Origin of the sequence: Cryobacterium sp. TMB1-7 (assembly GCF_004402435.1) — a bacterium.
GTDB classification, from domain to species: Bacteria; Actinomycetota; Actinomycetes; order Actinomycetales; family Microbacteriaceae; genus Cryobacterium; species Cryobacterium zongtaii.
In genome coordinates this window covers 276,164-293,424 of sequence record NZ_SOFZ01000029.1, presented here as the reverse complement: position 1 = coordinate 293,424, position 17,261 = coordinate 276,164, and the positions used below count along the sequence as shown (strand labels likewise).

The 17,261-nt window shown below is 67.5% G+C and carries 12 protein-coding genes; 7 read left to right on the top strand and 5 right to left on the bottom strand.

Annotated elements, in window-relative coordinates:
• The first annotated feature begins 1,073 nt into the window (after positions 1 to 1,073).
• Positions 1,074 to 1,541 (top strand): hypothetical protein, encoded by a 468-nt coding sequence (locus tag E3O60_RS14455; RefSeq protein WP_133163859.1) that lies wholly within the window; start codon positions 1,074 to 1,076, stop codon positions 1,539 to 1,541.
• 162 nt (positions 1,542 to 1,703) lie between these two features.
• Here the strand turns inward: E3O60_RS14455 and E3O60_RS14450 are convergent, their stop codons facing one another.
• The 4 genes from E3O60_RS14450 to E3O60_RS14435 form a co-directional block, all read right to left on the bottom strand.
• Positions 1,704 to 3,443: an ABC transporter ATP-binding protein gene (locus E3O60_RS14450; RefSeq protein ID WP_134498462.1), complete on the bottom strand. Its 1,740-nt coding sequence runs from the start codon at positions 3,441 to 3,443 to the stop codon at positions 1,704 to 1,706.
• The gene (locus tag E3O60_RS14445; protein ID WP_134498717.1) at positions 3,440 to 4,240 is read right to left on the bottom strand and encodes an ABC transporter permease; all 801 of its coding nucleotides are present in this window, start codon (positions 4,238 to 4,240) and stop codon (positions 3,440 to 3,442) included. The genes E3O60_RS14450 and E3O60_RS14445 overlap by 4 nt, the downstream gene beginning before the upstream one ends.
• Positions 4,241 to 4,320: 80 nt before the next feature.
• Positions 4,321 to 5,310 carry an ABC transporter permease gene (locus E3O60_RS14440; RefSeq protein WP_240632187.1) on the bottom strand — a complete coding sequence of 330 codons (990 nt, stop codon included), beginning with the start codon at positions 5,308 to 5,310 and terminating at the stop codon, positions 4,321 to 4,323.
• Complete coding sequence (locus tag E3O60_RS14435; protein WP_174776233.1) at positions 5,295 to 6,977, bottom strand: ABC transporter substrate-binding protein; 1,683 nt, start codon at positions 6,975 to 6,977, stop codon at positions 5,295 to 5,297. The genes E3O60_RS14440 and E3O60_RS14435 overlap by 16 nt, the downstream gene beginning before the upstream one ends.
• A gap of 124 nt (positions 6,978 to 7,101) precedes the next feature.
• On the opposite strand from E3O60_RS14435, the gene E3O60_RS14430 reads away from it, so the two are divergent.
• The 5 genes from E3O60_RS14430 to ndk all read left to right on the top strand — a co-directional run bounded on the left by E3O60_RS14430 (position 7,102) and on the right by ndk (position 13,546).
• The gene (locus E3O60_RS14430) at positions 7,102 to 7,725 is read left to right on the top strand and encodes a TetR/AcrR family transcriptional regulator (RefSeq protein ID WP_240632186.1); all 624 of its coding nucleotides are present in this window, start codon (positions 7,102 to 7,104) and stop codon (positions 7,723 to 7,725) included.
• A 260-nt stretch (positions 7,726 to 7,985) separates the two neighbouring features.
• Complete coding sequence (gene ileS, locus E3O60_RS14425) at positions 7,986 to 11,414, top strand: isoleucine--tRNA ligase (protein WP_134498460.1); 3,429 nt, start codon at positions 7,986 to 7,988, stop codon at positions 11,412 to 11,414.
• Positions 11,407 to 12,777, top strand: a complete 1,371-nt coding sequence (locus tag E3O60_RS14420) for a folylpolyglutamate synthase/dihydrofolate synthase family protein (protein ID WP_088456376.1) — start codon at positions 11,407 to 11,409, stop codon at positions 12,775 to 12,777. The genes ileS and E3O60_RS14420 overlap by 8 nt, the downstream gene beginning before the upstream one ends.
• Positions 12,774 to 13,130 (top strand): DUF4233 domain-containing protein, encoded by a 357-nt coding sequence (locus E3O60_RS14415; protein ID WP_103459903.1) that lies wholly within the window; start codon positions 12,774 to 12,776, stop codon positions 13,128 to 13,130. The genes E3O60_RS14420 and E3O60_RS14415 overlap by 4 nt, the downstream gene beginning before the upstream one ends.
• On the top strand, positions 13,127 to 13,546 hold the full coding sequence (gene ndk / locus E3O60_RS14410) for a nucleoside-diphosphate kinase (RefSeq protein ID WP_088456374.1): 420 nt from the start codon (positions 13,127 to 13,129) through the stop codon (positions 13,544 to 13,546). Before E3O60_RS14415 ends, ndk begins: the two co-directional genes overlap by 4 nt.
• An 80-nt stretch (positions 13,547 to 13,626) precedes the next feature.
• Here the strand turns inward: ndk and E3O60_RS14405 are convergent, their stop codons facing one another.
• Positions 13,627 to 14,226, bottom strand: a complete 600-nt coding sequence (locus E3O60_RS14405; RefSeq protein ID WP_134498458.1) for a vitamin K epoxide reductase family protein — start codon at positions 14,224 to 14,226, stop codon at positions 13,627 to 13,629.
• 278 nt (positions 14,227 to 14,504) lie between these two features.
• On the opposite strand from E3O60_RS14405, the gene E3O60_RS14400 reads away from it, so the two are divergent.
• Positions 14,505 to 17,171: an Rne/Rng family ribonuclease gene (locus E3O60_RS14400; protein ID WP_134498715.1), complete on the top strand. Its 2,667-nt coding sequence runs from the start codon at positions 14,505 to 14,507 to the stop codon at positions 17,169 to 17,171.
• The last annotated feature ends 90 nt before the right edge of the window (positions 17,172 to 17,261 follow it).

Here is a 17,261-nt window from a genome sequence, read left to right as displayed (position 1 = left end):
CGCTAACATGTCCCGCCACCCTCGAAATCGCCAAGAGCGACGATCACCCGTTCGATCAGCAACGACCTTCCATGAAGGGTCAAACGGGTATTAGCGTGGGGCATGAGAACCTCCGTGCTCGTGGCGACTTTGACATCTCCCCAAGAACCGGAGGTTCTCCCCTTTTTAACCCCGAATGTCACCAACCTGTCGGCTCAGTACAGCTAGGTCCCGCAGCCTTGCTGCCCTGACTTCCCAGTCAAAATCACAGGTGGAACGCTGTTTGGTGGTGATGCTCGACTGCTCTTGTCCAGTTTTGAGAAGACCCGGTCCTTTTGCGTCAAAACGGGTCGCGACTCCAAGCCGATCGGGTGGTGGCGTGCACAAACCTTCAAGATGCTCCCTAAGCGGTGGACGTAGCGTCGATGCTGCTGGGATGGCGATCTGTTCGAAGGCGTGTAGCACCTCCTCGGGCGGGAATGCCGGTGTTGCTGAGCGCTCACACGCGTTTAGCCCCGCTGACTGCGCCAAGGGTAAAGCCGCCCGAACCAACGTGAACTGACCGACGAGGCGGGTGCCTCATTGATCATAGAACTGAGGTGCTCTGGTTGACGAGGATGGGAAGCCGAGCTTGGAGGCCTTCCTGCGGCTGGTGAGACTCTCGTCGTCCAATGGTCGGCCTGGGGTCTGCCGAAACACCGCGGAGCGGTCGCGAATGTAAGTTTACAGTCGAGCAGACTGGAGCACGGCGAGCGTCAGAACAAGGTTCTTGCGCCCGTTTCGGTGAGGGCAACGCGACCAAAACTTCGCGAGAGGACGCGCCTCTGGCGCTGCCGATCGCAACAACACGCTGAAGAATAACCTTCTACGCGGATGGGGAGCGCCCTTGTCACCCAACTGATGGTCACGGCTCGTGGTTGGCATCCGCTGTCGGTTGGCATAACGGCAGACGGACCGGACCACGACGATCGCCTTCACTAGCCTTCGTAGATTTATTGACCCACTAGGCTCACCCCAACGGTGAATGCAGGGGGGGAAATTTCGCCCGCAACTTAGCCGGTAGTGATCGACTCATCAAATGAAAGAGGAACATCATGGTAAACGGAGCTTTGGCATTAGGCAGTTCACAATCATCACCCACTGACACTTCAGCCAGACGGATTCCCGTCTTGATTGTGGCCTTGGTCGCGGCGCTGGCCCTGGCCCTAGGTCTCGGCCTGCCGCAATCAGCGAGCGCGGCAATCCAGCCCAACGTCAGCGCACTCGATAACATGGCTTCAGACTTGCAATCCTATGCGAATAGGATCGCGACAGGAAGTACCCCACAGGCAAACAGGGAAGAAGCCATCCGACAGGCGAATAACACTCTCGAGTTACTTGCCGGGACCGTGCCAGCTGGATCAGCAGGAGTGCAGCAGGCTGCCGCTCAATTTCGGGACTATGCGCAAAAAGGTAATAGAGCGAAGGCCGCAGCAGTTTTGAACTTGGTCGCGAAGAAGGTTTTTGCACTCACCGCGATCTACCGTCAAGGTGACACCCGCGCGGGTTTCGCTTGGTCCTAACGTAACCTAATTCGGCGAAGCGCCCCCAAACTGATGCGAGGGGGCGCTTCGTCACCTGAGGCAGCAAACTAGACAGTGTTCAGTCGCAGCCCGAACTGCCGAGACGGTGGGAAACTAATCCACCAAAATTTTACGGGATGCGAGAATTCGTTTTCGCTGGTACTAGGCCAGACGCGGGACGGCGGCGAGCAGCGCACGGGTATAGGGATGCGCCGGCCTGGTGAAGACCTCGGCGGCGGTGCCGGTCTCGACGATCCGGCCGTCGTTCATCACGGCGACGTGGTCACTGACGTGCTGGATCACGCCAAGGTCGTGGGAGATGAACAGAAGGCTCAACGACAGCTCACGCTGCAGCTCGTCGAGCAGGTCGAGGACCTGGGCCTGCACACTCACATCGAGCGCCGAAACGGGTTCGTCACAGATCAGGATCCGGGGGCTGGAGGCCAGGGCCCGGGCAATGCCCACCCGCTGGCGTTGCCCGCCGGAGAGGTCGGTGGGCCGGCGATCCAACAGGGTCTCGGCCAGGCCGACATCGTCAAGAAGTGCGGACACGCGGGCGGCCGTGGCGCGGCGCCCCGCCGAACCACCTCCGGTGCTGCTCCCGGCGGTGGCGGCGACGGCATGGCGGAGGATCTCGCGCACGCTCAGCCGGGGGTCGAATGATCCCAGCACGTCCTGGTAGACCGCGCCGACCAGGGGCCGCCTGGCCCGGCGGTCGCGTTCGGGCAACGTGCTCCACGCCTCGCCGAGCAGGCGCACTTCACCGGTGTCGGCGGCCGTGAGCGCGAGGGCGAGCCTGGCGGTGGTGGTCTTGCCGGAGCCGGACTCGCCCACGATGCCCAGAGTGCTTCCCCCGGGCAGCCGGAAGGACACCTCGTCGACGGCGTGGTGCATGGTGCCGTGCGGGCCGCGGAACGACTTGGACAGCCCGATGGCCTCCAGGGCGATGACCGGTTCGGCAACGGACTCTACCGGCGGGGTGCGGGACGCAACACTGACGGGGATCCGCTCGGGGACGCGCGCGGGCGGGTTCGCGACAACAGGCTCCCGCACGGCCGTCGCCGGCGCGAGCCTGGACCCGCGCGGCCTGTCCACGGGAACCGCGGCCAGCATCCGCCTGGTCTCGGCGTGCCGGGGGTTTTGCAGCACCTCGGCCGTTGTGCCGGTCTCGATGATGCGGCCCTCGTGCATCACCGCGATCCGGTCGGCGATGCGGCCCACCACGGCGAGGTCGTGGCTGATCAGCACGATGGCCGTTCCCCGGCCGCGCACCTGCTCGAGCAGGTCGAGCACCTGGGCCTGCACGGTCACGTCGAGGGCCGTCGTGGGTTCGTCGGCCACCAACAGCGGGGGATCGAGGGCGAGGGCGGCGGCGATCAGCGCCCGCTGGCGCTGGCCGCCGGAGAGCTCCCCGGAGCGCCGGCCCGCGTAGAGCTCCGGCTGCGCCAGTCCTGCGGCGGCGAGGATCTCGAGGACCTTGCGGCTGCGTTCGGTCTGGTCGAGGCGGGTGTGCAGGCGCAGCGAGTCGCCGATCTCGCGAATGATCGGGCGGAGCGGGTCGAGGGAGGCAAGGGCGTCCTGCAGCACCAGACCCACGTCCCGGCCGCGGCGGCGGCGCCAGGCTGCCTCCGACAACCCGAGCACGGACTCGCCGGCGAGGCTGAGCTCGTCGGCGCTGACCCGAGCGGCGGTGCCGGCCAGTCCGAGGATGCTCCGCGCGGTGACGCTCTTCCCCGAACCGGACTCGCCCACGATGGCCAGGCATTCGCCGGCGGGGAGCTCGAACGAGACGCCGCGCACGACATCGGCGGCGGACGCATCGCCGAAACCCACCCGGAGGTTGCGCACCCGCAGGGCGACCGCCGGGTGCGGGCCGGCGCTGCGTGAATCCGTGGCGCTCATGCGTGCCTCATCCGTCGTTCGATCGAGCGGCCGAGGGTCGTCGCGCACACAGCGGTGAGCACGATGAACAGACCGGGGAAGAAGCTCATCCACCAGGCCGAGGTGATGTAGGTGCGGCCGGCGGAGAGCATGGCGCCCCACTCGGCGGCCGGCGGTTGCGCGCCCAGCCCCAGGTAGCTCAGCGCGGCGGCCCAGACGATGGCCTGACCGATTCCCAGGGTGCCGAGAACGAACAGCGGCGTTAGCGTATTGGGCAGGATGTGCCTGGCCAGGATCCGGCCGCGACCGAGGCCCTGCACGGTGGCGGCCTCCACGAACGCCGAGGAGCGCACCCGCAGCAGCTGGGCTCGGATGATGCGCGCGTAGCCCGGCGCCGTGGAGAGCCCCACCGCCACAATGGCGCTGCCCGGACCCGGACCGAACACCAGGATGAACAGCAGCGCCAGCAGCAGCCCGGGAAACGCGAACAGCACCTCGAGGAACCTGTTGACCGTGAAGTCCACGGCCGCGCCGAGGGTGCCGGCGATCGTGCCGAGGACCGCACCGAGGCCGAGCCCGATCACGGTGGCGGTGAGGCCGATCAGGAGGGAGTCCCTGGCGCCGTCGACGACGCGGGTGTAGATGTCCCGGCCCGATTCGTCGGTGCCGAACCAGTGGTCCCACGACGGGGCGCCGAACGCGGCCAGCGGGTCGATGGCGAGCGGGTCGCCCGGGGCGAGCAGGCGCGGCGCGATCGCCGCGGTGAGCAGCAGCATGGCCACCAGCACGGCAGCGAGCTCCACCACGGAGGCCCGCATGCTGCCGAACCCGCCGGGAGCGGATGACTGGGAGCGGCCGGCACTGTGACCGGTCGCCGACGCCTGAATCTCCAGTTCGCTCACGAGAGCGCTCCGTTCCCGATTTCGGTGGGTCGTGGGTCGGCCAGGCCGGACGCGAGGTCGGTGACGATGGTCATCAGGATGTAGGCCAGAGCGACCACCATCACCACGCCGACCACCACCGGAACGTCGCGCACGGTGACGGCGTTGAGCAGGGTGCGGCCGAGGCCGGGCCTGGCGAAGATCGTCTCGACCACCACGGCGCCGCTGATCAGGGAGCCGAACGCCCAGCCGGACAGGCTGATCGCGGGCAGTGCGGCGTGCCGCAGGGCGTGCCGCCAGAGCACCCCGCGGTCGCTTTCCCCCCTGGCCCTGGCCGAGAGCACAAACGGTGATTCCAGGGCGGTGTTCAGGCTCTCCCGCATGACCTGGCCGAGGAAACCGGCCAGGGGGATGGCCAGGGTGACGACGGGCAGGACCAGGCCGCGGGCATCCGCGGTGCTGATCGGCGGCAGCACCCCCCACCAGACGCTGAAGACCACGATGAGCGTGGTGGCCAGCCAGAAGTGCGGCAGAGCCGCAGCGACGATCTCGAGGCCGGTGCCGATCCGGGCCGCGAGGCGGCCGCGCCCGGTGGACCACGTGGCCAGGACGAGGGCGATCAGCCAGGCGACCGCGAGCGAGAGAACGGCCAGGACCAGGGTGCCGCCGAGCTGGCTGAGCACGAGCGGGCCGACATCCATGTTGAGCGCATAGGACCGGCCGAGGTCGCCGGTGGCCAGGCGGCCCAGCTGCTGCAGATATTGCACCAGCAGCGGCTGGTCGAGCCCGTACTCGGCGCGCACCGCCGCGAGCGCCTCCAGTGAGGTCTGTGAGCCCGGACCGCCGAGGATCGCCTCGGCAGGGTCGCCCGGGATCAGTCGCACGGCGAAAAACGTGACGGTGGCGACGGCCCACAGCACGAAGACCGCGCCCGCGAGTCGCCGGGCGAGACCTCGGAGCCGAGGCCGTGCGCCCCGCCGGGCGGCTGTCGTCAGCGGTTCAGCCACGCGTCGTAGAACGCCGGCGTCGACACCGTCGGCAGCGCGCGAGCGCCCTCGACCGCCGTGCCGAGCAGGAAGTGATTCTGCTGGTCGTAGAGCGGCAGGATGTAGAAGCCCTCCAGGATCAGGTCCTGAGCGTCCTCGTACAGCGCGGCGCGCTGGTCGGCGTCACCACCGTTGGTCGAGCCTGTCGAGACCTGGTTCGCCTCGGTGAGGAGCGAGTCCAGTTCGGGATCGTTCACCTGGGCGTGGTTGGCGAAGTAGCCGCTGGGCGCGGGGGTGATGCCGTCGGAGTGGAACAGGATTCGCAGCACGTCGGGGCCGATCTTGGTGTACGGCGCGCTGACGGCGTCGTACGCGTTGCTGCCCAGGGCGGTGTACCAGCTGGAGAGGTCCAGCTTGGTCAGCTGAACGTCGAACCCGGTCTCCTTGGCCGTCGCCTGAATCTGCTCGAACAGCGACTGTTCGGCGGGGATGGACTGGTTGGTGCTGACCGGGAAGACCACGGTGAGTCGCACTCCGTCCTTGACCCGGTAGCCGTCGGAGTCCTTCTCCGCCCAGCCGGCACCGTCGAGAAGCTCGGCGGCGGCGTCAGGGTCGTAATCGAACAGATCCGGCCTGGACACCCCGAGCGGTTCGACGCTGGACAGTGCGGAGGTGGACCGTTCGGCGCTGCCCTGGAACAACGACGCAACGGCGTCGTCGACGTTGGCCGAGCGGATGAACGCCTCACGCACCGCGGCGTCGTTGAACGGTGCCTTGCCGGAGTTCAGTTCGATGCGATTGGAGGCGCCGGGGCGCGGCGCGTCGAGGTGAACGATGGTGTCGCTGGCCTCCGCCTGGCTGATGGTGTCGGGCTGGGCGTTGTCGATCACATCGACCTCGCCGGCCTGCAGGGCGGCGTACCTGGAGGCCGAGTCCGGGATGAAGCGCCAGACGATTTCTTCCAGGTACGCCGGCCCGTCGTGCTCGGCATCGGCCGGGGGAGAGCTGTAGTCCTCGTTCCGCACCAGGGTGATGGCGTTCTGCTTCACCCAGGAGTCGACGATGAATGGTCCGGTGCCCACCGGTGCGGCGCAGTTCTCGTCCTGGCTGCGCATGAGCGCGGTGGGGGATTCGATGGCCAGCCACGGCTGGGCGAGCGACTCGAGCAGGGCACTGTCTGGCTGGGCCAGGGTAAGCCGCACCACGGAATCCGAGACCGCTTCGGTACCGGTGACCTTCGCCAGGGCCAGGTATCCGGTCGATGAACCGGTCTCCGGGTCCTGCAGGTGCGCGATGTTGGCCTGCACCGCGGCGGCGTCCAGCGGGGTGCCGTCGGTGAAGGTCACGCCGTCTTTCAGCGTGAACTCCCAGGAGAGGCCGTCGGGGCTCACCGTCCAGCTGTCGGCCAGCCACGGGATGATGGCGCCGTCGGCGTCGAGGGAGACCAAGGATTCCAGGAACTGGGAGCTGACCAGGGCCTGCGGGTAGTTGCCGCCGACGTGGGGGTCCAGGCAGGTGGGCTCGGCGTCACCGGACGCGTAGGTCAGGGTTCCACCGCTGGTGGGCTCGTCGCCGCCTCCGGAGGACGCGGCGCTCGTGCAGCCGGTCAGGGCGAGGCCGAGGGCGGCCGCACCGGCCAGGGCGGCGAGGGTGGTGGAGCGCGAAGGAATGATTCCCGGACGGGGCATGCGGCGGTCTCTTTTCACGAAAGCGGTGCGGTTCAGGGGAAATACGGGGGAAGCCTGCTGTGGCATTATTGGACTCAGTCCAAAAAAAGATGTGTTGAGTCTCATCGTAGAACACAGGAGAGCCGTGTCCGATTCCCGTGCCCCCGGTCGACCCCAGGCGTCGTCCCGGGCCATGCTCGAAGAAGCCGCGGCGGAGCTGTTCCTGGAGCAGACCTACGCCGGTACCACGATCGGAGATATCGCCCGGCGGGCCGGGGTGAGCCGCAACACCTTCTTCAATTACTTCTCGGCCAAGAGCGATCTGCTCTGGGTGGATGTCGATGCGGGCCTGGACGTTCTGCCCGCCTCCCTCGCCGATTGCGACAGGGCCGCCCCGGTCACCGAATCGGTGCGACAGGCTCTGCTGCGGGTGGCCGCGGGGTTCGGGCCCGGCCGGGTGCCCTGGGCGCTCACCCAGTATGAGTTGATGGCGACGAGCAGTGAGCTGGAAGCATCCGCGCTGGCCAGATTTCTCGTGCAGGTGGGTCTCGTGCACGAGTTCGTCGGCGCCAGACCGGGGCAGGCCGCCCTGGCCGATCTCGCCGGACGGGCGTTCTCGAGCGCGGTGGTGGCGGCGGCGGTCGCGGCCGCCAGGGAGTGGGCCGCCGCCGGCGTGGGCCGCGGGGAGCTGGCCGGGTACGTTGACGTGGCGATCTCGCCGGTCTGCGCGGGATTCCACCCGGTTCTCGACCGGGTCCAGGATTCCTGACAAGATAGTATTGATCGATAGTGATTCACAGACGCAGATCCGGCTATCACCGGGGAGTCTTCGGAAGAACGTCGTGTTCGTGCCCCGGCACGTTCTCGACAAGTAGAGCCGAACGGGTCGGGCCCGTCACAGCCTTAGTTTGAGCGGTCGTTCGCTACTTCCAGGAACGGCAAGCGAGGTGGTACCGCGCAACGTCCTGTCGGGGCGAGCGTCCTCGTGGAATAGGCCAGCGACTCAACACCGCCTCGTCCAGGAGAAGCATGACGTACCCGCAGCAGCCCACAGACAACGCGTTCGGCCTCCCCGACGCCGACCCGGCCCGCTTGGACGCAGCCGTCGTTCCCTCACCGAACTTTCCGCAGATCGAAGGCGAGGTGCTGGACTTCTGGGAGAAGGACGGCACCTTCCAGGCCTCCATCGACAACCGCGAGGGAGCGCCGGAGTGGGTCTTCTATGACGGCCCGCCCTTCGCCAACGGCCTGCCGCACTACGGCCACCTGCTCACCGGGTACGCCAAGGACCTGTTCCCGCGCTTCCAGACCATGCGCGGCAAGCAGGTGCACCGCCGGTTCGGCTGGGACACCCACGGTTTGCCCGCCGAGCTGGAGGCCGAGCGGAAGCTCGGCATCACCGACAAGAGCCAGATCGAAGAGATGGGCCTGGCCGCGTTCAACGCCGTCGCCCGCGAATCGGTGCTCGAATACACCAAGGACTGGGAGAAGTACGTCACCCGCCAGGCCCGCTGGGTCGACTTCGAAAACGACTACAAGACCCTCGACATCACCTTCATGGAGTCGGTGATCTGGGCGTTCAAGGAACTGCACACCAAGGGCCTCGCCTACGAGGGCTACCGGGTGCTGCCGTACTGCTGGCGGGACCAGACCCCGCTGTCCAACCACGAACTGCGCATGGACGATGACGTCTACAAAATGCGCCAGGACCAGACGGTCACGGTCACCTTCCCCCTGGTCGGCGCCAAGGCCGAGACCCTCGGCCTCACCGCCGTTCGGGCCCTTGCCTGGACCACCACCCCCTGGACCCTGCCGACCAACCTCGCCCTGGCCGTCGGCCCCGAAATCGTCTACGCCGTCGTTCCCGCCGGCCCCAACGGCACGCCGGATGCCGAGGTGCTGCGCGAGCAGGCCGGCGCACCCGATCCCGCCACCGAGGTGCTCGGCGCCGAGTACCTGCTGGCCATCGACCTGGTCGGCAGCTACGCCAAGGACCTCGGCTACGAGAGCGCCGCCGACGCGACGGCCGCCATCAGCCGCACCGTCACCGGCCGCGACCTCGAAGGCGTCTCCTACGACCGTCTGTTCGACTATTACGCCGACGAGAGCGAGTGGGGCACCCAGAACGCCTGGCGCTTCGTGGTCGCCGACTACGTCACCACCTCCGACGGCACCGGCATCGTGCACCAGGCTCCCGCTTACGGCGAGGAGGACCAGACGGTCTGCCAGGCCTACGGCATCCCGGTCATCCTCTCGCTGGACGACGGCGGAAAATTCCTGCCCGCCGTCACCGAGGTCGCCGGTCAGCTCTGGAGCGACGCCAACAAGCCGCTCACCCAGCTGATCAAGTCGCAGGGCCGGCTGCTGCGCCAGGCCAGCTACGAACACTCCTACCCGCATTGCTGGCGCTGCCGCAATCCGCTGATCTACAAGGCCGTGTCGAGCTGGTTCGTCAGGGTCACCGACTTCCGCGATCGTATGGTCGACCTCAACCAAGAGGTCAACTGGGTTCCGGAGAACGTCAAGGACGGCCAGTTCGGCAAGTGGATCGGCAACGCCCGGGACTGGTCGATCAGCCGCAACCGGTACTGGGGCTCCCCGATCCCGGTGTGGAAGAGCGACAACCCCGCCTACCCGCGCATCGACGTCTACGGTTCGCTCGATGAACTCGAAGCGGACTTCGGCGTGCGCCCCACCGACCTGCACCGCCCCTACATCGACCAGCTCACCCGGCCCAACCCCGACGACCCCACCGGGCAGTCCACCATGCGACGCATCGAGGATGTCCTGGACGTCTGGTTCGACTCCGGCTCGATGCCGTTCGCGCAGGTGCATTACCCGTTCGAAAACCGGGAGTGGTTCGACAGCCACAACCCGGCCGACTTCATCGTGGAATATATCGGCCAGACCCGCGGCTGGTTCTACCTGCTGCACGTGCTCTCGACCGCCCTGTTCGACCGGCCCGCGTTCAAGAACGTGGTCAGCCACGGCATCGTGCTCGGCAACGACGGCCAGAAGATGAGCAAGTCGCTGCGCAACTACCCCAACGTCAACGAGGTCTTCGACCGCGACGGCTCCGACGCCATGCGCTGGTTCCTGATGAGCTCCCCGGTATTGCGTGGCGGCAACCTCATCGTCACCGAGGAGGGCATCCGCGAGGGCACCCGCCAGATGCTGCTGCCGTTGTGGAGCACCTGGTACTTCTTCTCGCTCTACGCCAACGCCACCGACTACACCGCCACCTGGCGCACCGACTCCACCGATGTGCTCGACCGCTATCTGCTGGCCAAGACCCGCGACCTCATCGAGGACGTCACCGGCGACCTCGAACGCCTCGACAGCACCCTCGCCGCCTCGCGCCTGCGCGACTTCGCGGACGTGCTGACCAACTGGTACGTGCGCCGGTCACGCGACAGGTTCTGGGCAGGCGTCACCGCCGACGGCACCGGAGCGGATGCCTTCGACACCCTGTACACGGTGCTCGAAACCGTGACCCGCGTAGCCGCGCCGCTGCTGCCGCTGATCAGCGAACGCATCTGGCAGGGCCTGACCGGCGGACGCAGCGTGCACCTCACCGACTGGCCTGACGCCACGGTGTTCCCGGCCGACCCCGGCCTGGTCACGGCCATGGACCAGGTGCGCCTGGTCAGCTCCACAGTGCTGTCGCTGCGCAAGAAGGCCGGCCTGAGGGTGCGGCTTCCCCTGGCGAACCTCACCGTGGTCACCACCGCCGCGGCCGCCCTGGCCGGCTTCGAGGGCATCCTGCGCGACGAGCTGAACGTCAAGGCCGTGACCCTGGTCGAGCAGGAGGCCGACAGCGCTGAGAGCTACGGCATCACCTCCAAGCTCACGGTGAACGCCCGCGCCGCCGGCCCGCGCCTGGGCAAGCAGGTGCAGCAGGTCATCAAGGCCGCCCGCACCGGCGACTGGTCCGAAACCGACGGTGTCGTCACCGCCGGCGGCATCGAACTGGTCGCGGGGGAGTACGAACTGGAACTGCAGGCCGCCTCCACGGCCGCGGACGCCGAGTCGGTGCTGAACAGTTCGGCGCTCGCCCTGCTCGCCGGCGGCGGATTCGTGTTGTTGGAAACCACCACCACGCCCGAACTCGAGGCGGAGGGCCTGGCCCGCGACCTCATCCGCGCCGTGCAGGACACCCGCAAGTCGGCCGGTTTCGAGGTCAGTGACCGCATCCGCCTGGACCTGGTCTTCTTCGACGAGGCCGACGCCGCCACCTTCTCGTTGGCGACAGGCGTCGACGTCGCCGGCGAAACCTTGGCCATCCGGTTCAGCACGCACTCGGCACCGGCCGATGCCGCCGGCACCCCGTCCGAATGGCTGCCCGGTCTGACCGGCTCGATCGTGGAGCACTACGTGCGCTTCGAGGCCAACCACTACGCGAACCACGGACCGGTCATCGTTGCCGTCGCCCGCGACAAAGGAACCATCAATGTCTGACGATTACTACCCCGACGAATTCCGTGACGCCGGCGACGCCGTGCTCGCCGCACTGCTCGAAAGGGTGGGCGAGGGATCTCCGCAGCCGCGGCTGCAGGCGACCCGCCGGGCGGTCGAACTGCTCGGCGACCCGCAGAACTCGTACCCGATCATCCACGTGACCGGCACGAACGGTAAGACCAGCACCAGCCGCATCATCGAGAGCATCCTGCGCGCCTACGGCCTGCGTACCGGCCTGCTGGTGAGCCCGCACCTCGTGCGACTCAACGAACGCATCGTGATCGACGGGCAGTCCATCACCGACGAGGCCCTGGCCGCGAACTGGGCCGACATCCAGCCCTACCTGCTCATGGTCGACGCCGAACTCGCCACCGCCGGTGACGAACCCCTCACCTTCTTCGAGGCCCTCACCGTTCTGGCCTTCGCCTGCTTCGCGGATGCGCCGGTCGACGTGGTCGTGCTCGAGGTCGGCATGGGCGGCGAATGGGACTCCACCAACGTCGCCGACGGCCAGGTGGCCGTGTTCACCCCGATTGCCCTGGACCACACCAAGCGGCTCGGCAGCACCATCGCCGAGATCGCGCGCACCAAGTCCGGCATCATCAAGCCCGCGGCGGCCGTCGTGACCGCAGCGCAGCCGCCGGAGGCCATGACCGAGCTGACCCGGGCCGCCGAGCTCACCGAGTCGACCCTGGTGGGCGAGGGCAGCGAATTCGCCCTCCTCGCCAGCCACGTGGCCGTCGGCGGCCAGCTCATCTCCGTGCGCGGCATCGCCGGCACCTACTCCGAACTGTTCCTGCCGCTCTACGGCACCCACCAGGCCCAGAACGCCGCCGTGGCCATCGCCGCCGTCGAGTCATTCCTCGGCGCGGGCAGCCAGGCCCTGGTCGAAGACATCCTGGTGGAAGGACTCGCCACCGCGACCTCGCCCGGACGGCTGCAGCTGGTCGGCATCGAGCCGACAGTGCTCGTCGACGCCGCGCACAACCCGCACGGGGCCCTGGCCCTGTCCGCGGCGCTGGAGAGCTATTTCGACTTCGACGAGATCGTCGTGGTCGTCGGCATCCTCGCCGACAAGGACGCCGCGGGCATCATCGAGGCCCTGCGTCCCGCCGTGGCCCGCTTCCACGTGACCCAGTCACACTCCGAGCGGGCGATCCCGGTCGACGACCTCGCCGACCTCGTCGCTGAACACGTCGGCGACGCGGACACGTTCAGGTTCGGCGACCTCGCCCAGGCCCTCGACGCAGCTCGCGGCTGGGCCCAGGACGCCCCCAAGCGCGCCGTGCTCGTCGCCGGGTCGATCACCCTCGTCGGTGACGCCGTCGCGTTGGCCGACGCGGGGGACTGGATGACCACGTGAGAAGCGGATCGGTTCGACGATCACTCGCCTCGATCGTGCTCGGCTTCGAGCTGATCGTGGTGTTCCTGGCCACCCTGGTGATCTTCGGGCTGAGCGATCTGCCAGCCTGGGTCACCCTGGGCGGGGGAGCGTTGCTCTGCCTGATCATGGTCGCCACCCTCGGGTTGCTACGGTTCAACTGGGCCTACCTGATCGGTTGGGCAGTCCAGGTCGTCGTCGTCGCCACCGGATTCCTCAACCCGGCGATGTTCTTCGTCGGGGCACTCTTCGCCGGCATGTGGGTCTACTGCATGATCACCGGCACACGGATCGACAGACAGAACGTCGAAAGACAGAACAAGGAGAACTCATGACGAACGTTCAGGAAACACTCGTATTGGTCAAGCCCGACGGCGTGGCGCGCAACCTCTCCGGCGAGATCCTTCGCCGGATCGAGGCGAAGGGGTACTCCCTCGTCGACATCAAGCTCGTGCAGGCCGAGCGCTCGCTCCTCGCCGAGCACTACGCCGAGCACGCCGGCAAGCCGTTCTTCGAACCGCTCGTCGAATTCATGGAAAGCGGATCGATCCTGGCCCTGCGTGTTGCCGGCGACCGCGTCATCGAGGGCTTCCGCGCCCTGGCCGGCACCACCGACCCCACCACGGCCGCACCGGGAACCATCCGTGGCGACCTCGGCCGGGACTGGGGCCTGAAGGTTCAGCAGAACCTCGTGCACGGTTCGGACTCGCCCGAGTCCGCGGCCCGCGAGCTGGCCCTCTGGTTCGCCTAAACACCTCCCGAACCGCGAGAAAGGCCCCGAAAACGTCGAGTTTTCGGGGCCTTTCTCACGTCTTGCGGGCTGGAGAAGCCTCAGAGGCGGTGAAGGAAGTCCATCTGGAGTTGGGCGATCGTCGCGGCGACGAGGTAGCAGGCGATCGTGATGACGAAGATCCACGAATAGGCGCCGGCCGCGAGGCGCCGCACCCGCGCCGAACACGGAATGATGCCGGTCTTGAGGTTGTACAGGGTCACGGCGAGGAACACCGGGATCGTCACCGTCCAGGTGACCATGCACCACGGGCACAGCACGTCGAGGACGAAGAAGCTCTGGCCCATCAGCCAAATGACGAAGGCGAGCGCACCGGCGACCCCCAGGTTCAGGCCCAGCCAGAACCACCGGGCAAAGCGGGCGCCCGAAAGGATCGCCGCCCCGATGGTGATCACCACGCTCCAGCCCGCCACCCCGATCAACGGGTTCGGGAATCCGAACACCGCGCCCTGCCAGGAGCCGAGGTTGGTGCTGCAGCCCACCAGGACACTGAAGTTGCAGGACAGTTGCGCCGCGGGATCCTCCAGCATCGTGAACTTGTCCAGGGTGAGCGCGAATGCCGCCGCGAAACCGATTGCCCCCGCGAGAATCAGGAAAACGGCGAGACCGATCGGAGGCTTTTTTGACGTGGTGAATGGCACATTCGGATTATGTCATGTGTCGCGTGCGCGTCCCTGGGAATGCGTGCGATAATCAAAACAGTCGTTTGAGCCGCGCTCAAACCGATGCCATAAGGCTTAATGGGCGGCATTCGCCCAGATTCATTGGTCCTAGACCAAAGGTATTTGCAACCAGAGCCAAGAGCCGGTTGCGGCACGCAATAGGATTCGCGGGGTTTTCGCGCAAGCGAGAGCAACGCACGAGAGAGTAACCGAGTGGGTGGCGCGGTCATCCACAGCGGTCAAGGAGCGCACCAGTGATGGTGGAAGACAACGACAACAAGAAGCGCAAGGGCCTGTTCGGCACTCGCAAAACAACCAGGAAGGCGGCACCGGCCAAGCAGCTCGAACCGATCGGTGACACGCCCCGTGTACCCGCTCAGGACGACCCGGCCGTGACGCCGGAGACACCCTCGGCTTCGGCCGACCGAGTGGCTTCCGACCAGGTGCCGTTCGGCCAGGCCTCGTCCGACCAGGCGGCAGCCGCGGCGGACCAGCCGGTGGCATTCCCTGCCCTGCCGACACCCTTCTACGAGACCGTCGAGGTCGTTCGCCGGCCGACGACGTCCCTGATCTTCCAGGCCCCGGCGATTCTGCCGGCCCCGGTCCGGTCCGGCGGCCGTCAGCTCGACGACGAGGATGACGACCCCGAAGAGGGCTCGACGGTGCGCCGTCGCGCGCGCCGTCGCACCGGTGAAGAAGGCCGCAGCGACGACCCCGCGAACACCGTGGTGCGGGTGCGGACTCCGCGCGAACCCGAGCTGATCACCGAGCCCCAGCGGATCAAGGGCTCCACCCGCCTGGAGGCCAAGAAGCAGCGCCGCCGCGACGGCCGCGACGCCGGCCGCCGCCGCCCTGTCATCACGGAGGCCGAGTTCCTCGCCCGCCGCGAGTCGGTCGACCGCGCCATGGTCGTGCGGGCCAAGCACAACAAGATCCAGATCGGCGTTCTCGAAGACGGAGTGCTCGTCGAGCACTACGTGGCCAAGAACCAGGATGCGTCGCTCATCGGCAACGTCTACCTCGGTCGTGTGCAGAACGTGTTGCCGAGCATGGAAGCCGCCTTCGTCGACATCGGCCGCGGCCGCAACGCCGTGCTCTACTCCGGTGAGGTCGACTGGGACGCCGCCGCGGTGAACTCCCCGGGTGCGAGCCAGACTCGCCGTATCGAGCTGGCGCTCAAGCCCGGCGACAAGGTGCTGGTGCAGGTCACCAAGGACCCGATCGGTCACAAGGGCGCCCGGCTCACCAGCCAGGTGTCGCTGCCCGGCCGCTACCTCGTCTACGTGCCCAATGGGTCGATGAACGGCATCAGCCGCAAGCTGCCCGACACTGAGCGCGCCAGGCTGAAGAAGATTCTCAAGGAGGTCCTTCCGGACAACGTGGGTGTCATCGTGCGCACCGCAGCCGAGGGCGCGACCGACGAACAGCTCACCCTCGACGTCAACCGCCTCACCGCGCAGTGGGCCTCCATCGCCAAGCAGGTTGAAACGGTGTCCGGTCCGGCCCTGTTGCACAGCGAGCCTGATCTGCTGATCAAGATCGTGCGGGATGTCTTCAACGAGGACTTCCACAAGATGGTCATCTCCGGCGACGACGCCCAGGAGGTCATCGAGTCCTACCTGCGCCAGGTGGCTCCCGACCTCGTCGAGCGCGTCCAGCGCTACGAGGGCGAGCGCGACGCGTTCGACGAATACCGCATCTCGGAGCAGATCGAAAAGGCACTGGACCGCAAGGTCTGGCTGCCGTCGGGCGGTTCGCTCGTGATCGACCGCACCGAGGCGATGACCGTCGTCGACGTCAACACCGGCAAGTTCGTCGGATCCGGCGGAAACCTCGAGGAGACCGTCACCAAGAACAACCTCGAAGCAGCCGATGAGATCGTTCGGCAGCTGCGCCTGCGCGACATCGGCGGCATCATCGTTGTCGACTTCATCGACATGGTCCTGGAGTCCAACCGTGACCTGGTGCTCCGTCGCCTGGTCGAGTGCCTCAGCCGCGACCGCACCAAGCACCAGGTGGCCGAGGTCACCTCGCTCGGGCTCGTGCAGATGACTCGCAAGAAGCTCGGCTTGGGCCTGCTCGAATCGTTCAGCGAGAACTGCGAGGCCTGCGCCGGACGTGGAATCGTCATCCACCACGACCCCGTCGTCAAGCACCGCCAGACCGCTCAGCCCACTCAGGAGCGCCGCCCCCGCAGCAAGTCCAACGGCAACGGCGGCTCCGGCCACGACGCCGGCAACTCCGGTCAGCGCGGCAACGGCAACCAGAATTCCGGTCAGGCGCATGGTGCGCCCGTACAGACGGATTCCACCAAGGCCGGCCACGGCACGCACGGAATCACCGAGGACGCCAAGCACGCCCTCGCGCTGATCGCCGCGCGCACCATCAGCCGCTCACTGACCGGTTCGATCCCCGTGCTCGCGCCGACCGAGACGGCTGCCCCGGCCGCCGCCCCGGCTGCTGAGGCCGACGCCCCGACCGCGGCCGAGAGCGTCGACACCGCGCCCACGGCCCGTTCGAACTCCCGGGGCAACCGTTCGGGCAGTCGTTCGGGGGGCCGCACCGGCCAGTCGACCGACAGTGCGCCCGCCGTGCAGCCCGACCGGGCGTCCACCGACCCGTTCGGCGCAGAGCCCGACACCGCCGCCCCGGCGGTTCAGGCGCCTCTCCTGGCTCCGGAGGCCGTGCCGGCCGACTCGGCCGACGGTGTCGCTATTCTCGACATCCCCGTGCAGAAGTCACCGCGCAGCCGCCGTCCGGTGAGTAAGCAGGTCACCGACCAGCTGCTCGATTCGGTGCTTGAAGCCCTGCCGGAGCCCAAGCAGCCCGGCCAGGGTCGTTCGCGCAGCCGTCGGGTCACCACCGCCGGCGGTCCGACCGCCACCGTGCAGCCGATCGTGGCTCCCACGCAGGACAACGCCTAACGGTCGACGGCCTCATCGGCCCTGCAGCGGTGCCGCCCGATTCGGGCGGCACCGCTGTTGTCGTCCGGGGCCGGTCGACCTGGCCGGTCG

Excerpts from the sequence above, each read along its gene's own strand:
- E3O60_RS14450 (WP_134498462.1), bottom strand. The coding sequence starts at position 3,443 with ATGAGCGCCACGGATTCACGCAGCGCCGGCCCGCACCCGGCGGTCGCC.
- E3O60_RS14455 (WP_133163859.1), top strand. The coding sequence starts at position 1,074 with ATGGTAAACGGAGCTTTGGCATTAGGCAGTTCACAATCATCACCCACT.
- E3O60_RS14445 (WP_134498717.1), bottom strand. The coding sequence starts at position 4,240 with ATGCGGGCCTCCGTGGTGGAGCTCGCTGCCGTGCTGGTGGCCATGCTG.
- E3O60_RS14400 (WP_134498715.1), top strand. The coding sequence starts at position 14,505 with ATGGTGGAAGACAACGACAACAAGAAGCGCAAGGGCCTGTTCGGCACT.
- ileS (WP_134498460.1), top strand. The coding sequence starts at position 7,986 with ATGACGTACCCGCAGCAGCCCACAGACAACGCGTTCGGCCTCCCCGAC.
- ndk (WP_088456374.1), top strand. The coding sequence starts at position 13,127 with ATGACGAACGTTCAGGAAACACTCGTATTGGTCAAGCCCGACGGCGTG.
- E3O60_RS14420 (WP_088456376.1), top strand. The coding sequence starts at position 11,407 with ATGTCTGACGATTACTACCCCGACGAATTCCGTGACGCCGGCGACGCC.
- E3O60_RS14435 (WP_174776233.1), bottom strand. The coding sequence starts at position 6,977 with ATGCCCCGTCCGGGAATCATTCCTTCGCGCTCCACCACCCTCGCCGCC.